Origin of the sequence: Paramesorhizobium salinisoli, assembly GCF_003335045.1 — a bacterium.
Classification (GTDB): Bacteria; Pseudomonadota; Alphaproteobacteria; order Rhizobiales; family Rhizobiaceae; genus Paramesorhizobium; species Paramesorhizobium salinisoli.
The window spans coordinates 1-1,967 of the sequence record NZ_QOZG01000073.1 but is presented as its reverse complement, the minus strand read 5'-3'; the positions used below and the strand labels follow the sequence as shown (position 1 = coordinate 1,967).

The following is a 1,967-nucleotide window of genomic DNA, read 5'->3' as shown; positions in this document are numbered from 1 at the left end:
GGCCATTCCACTATTGAAGTTGATGTGTAAGCTCGCCCAGTCTGCGGATCGATACCTTGATCGCTTGGTTCCAGTGGTGGCCGCAACTCACCCGAAAACAATTGCGATAGTTGCCCGATGCCGAGAACAAGGCACCTGGAGCGAAGCACAGGTTCTCCGCCAAGGCACGCTTGAACATCACGTTTGTATCTACGGTGGGAGGGAGTTCTGCCCAAAGTACGAAGCCACCTGCCGGATTTGATATGCGGCTGCCTGCCGGCAGACATCTCATCAATTCAGAACGCGTCTCGTGGACACTCTTTCGCAATATCTTGCGCAAGCGACGAAGGTGCCGATCGTAGGCACCTGACTGAATATAACGCGCAATTGCAATCTGCGGCAGAGGTGCTGAGCACAGTGTGGTCGAGAACTTCCGCTTGACCAGATTGTGCATCCTTGACTTGCTGCGTATCCATCCGACGCGATATCCAGGCGCCAGAGATTTGGAAAAAGAACTGCAGTAGATAACCTCAGTTGCGCTCGACAAGGATATGAATGGCTTGGGTCGCGCATCGCCGGTGTCCAAATCACCGTAGACATCGTCCTCGATCAGCGGCGTATTGAAGCGTCCAAGAAGTTCCAGCAGCGTTTCTTTTAAACTGGCGGGCATCGTCGCCCCCATTGGATTAGAAAAACTGGACGATAAGAGGCAAGCAGAAACGCCACCTTTGCGAAGGTGACCTTCTAACGCATCCAAGGAAACACCCTTATGATCAGTTGGAAGTTCCAGAGCCTTGAGACCCAGCGTTTCCATGATCTGAAGAACCCCAAAATAAACCGGCGATTCCACCGCAACTGTGTCTCCAGGCTCTGTGACCGCCTGCAGCGCGAGATAAAGGGCTTCGGTGCAGCCGTTGGTGATCAGGATATCGTCGATTTCCGGGAAATCCCCCATGGCCGCGTGTCTTCGTGCGATCTGTTGGCGAAGCTCGGACAGTCCCATCGGCGTCCCGTAAATGTTTAAGTTGCCATCCGCCGCCTTGTTCAGGCGATTCATGAGCCGATCCAGCCGAGCGGTTTCCAATACATCGGTGGCCGGAATGGCGCATCCGAAGGGTGCCATCTTGGGGTTGGATGCATGCTCAAGCAGCGCCAAAGAGGGCTTGCTGACCGAAACGGTCGCAGCACTTCCATTCGGGCGGGTTCTCGACGGCAGTTTCGCTGCCGGTCGTCCCTTGTCGCAAACGTAATAGCCGGACTTGGGACGGGCTTCGATCATGCCCGACGAAAGCAACTCACCATAAGCGGCCTCGACGGTGGCGACGCTGATTTGTTTCTGTTTGGCCAATCCGCGCAGAGACGTCAATTTGGCGCCCGTTGGCAGATCTCCTGACGCGATACGCAGCGACAGTTCCGAGGCGATCCTCATGTAAAGCGGCATGGAGGCGGCGGGGCCGGCCGATGCGGCTTCATCTGTACTGTTCGAATTTCTCATATCTGCATCTGTACCGGACATCCGGCGCGTGTCAAATGCGGCAGTACCAATTCAAGGAGGCACCACGTGACCAATTACCGGGCCGAGAGACCGATCAACATCGCGGAGAAGATGAACCTGATCCAGGATCAATGGACTCCGCGGATCATTGCCGAAATGAACGACTATCAATTCAAGGTCGTGAAGCTGGAGGGCGATTTCGTCTGGCACGATCATCCCGACACCGCCGAGACATTCCTGGTCATCGACGGAGAGCTTCGCATCGATTTCCGCGATGGATCGGTAACTGTCCGAACCGGAGAACTCTACGTCGTGCCAAAGGGCGTGGAACACAAACCTTTTGCGGAAAATGAGGTTCAACTGCTGCTGATCGAGCCTAGGGGAACGCCCAATACCGGCACCGCCGGGGGCGAGAGAACGAAAGACATAGACGTATGGATCTAGTTGCCCGCAATTCCCTGATGGGCCGATCTCGGACTTTCCTCCAGTCTTG

2 protein-coding genes are annotated in these 1,967 nt (G+C 55.4%); one reads left to right on the top strand and one right to left on the bottom strand.

Annotated features, from left to right (window positions below):
* Positions 1-10: 10 nt before the first annotated feature.
* Positions 11-1,495 (bottom strand): aminotransferase-like domain-containing protein, encoded by a 1,485-nt coding sequence (locus tag DUT91_RS24875; RefSeq protein WP_114443040.1) that lies wholly within the window; start codon positions 1,493-1,495, stop codon positions 11-13.
* A 90-nt stretch (positions 1,496-1,585) separates the two neighbouring features.
* On the opposite strand from DUT91_RS24875, the gene DUT91_RS24870 reads away from it, so the two are divergent.
* Positions 1,586-1,918: a cupin domain-containing protein gene (locus DUT91_RS24870; RefSeq protein WP_114443041.1), complete on the top strand. Its 333-nt coding sequence runs from the start codon at positions 1,586-1,588 to the stop codon at positions 1,916-1,918.
* Positions 1,919-1,967 lie beyond the last annotated feature (49 nt).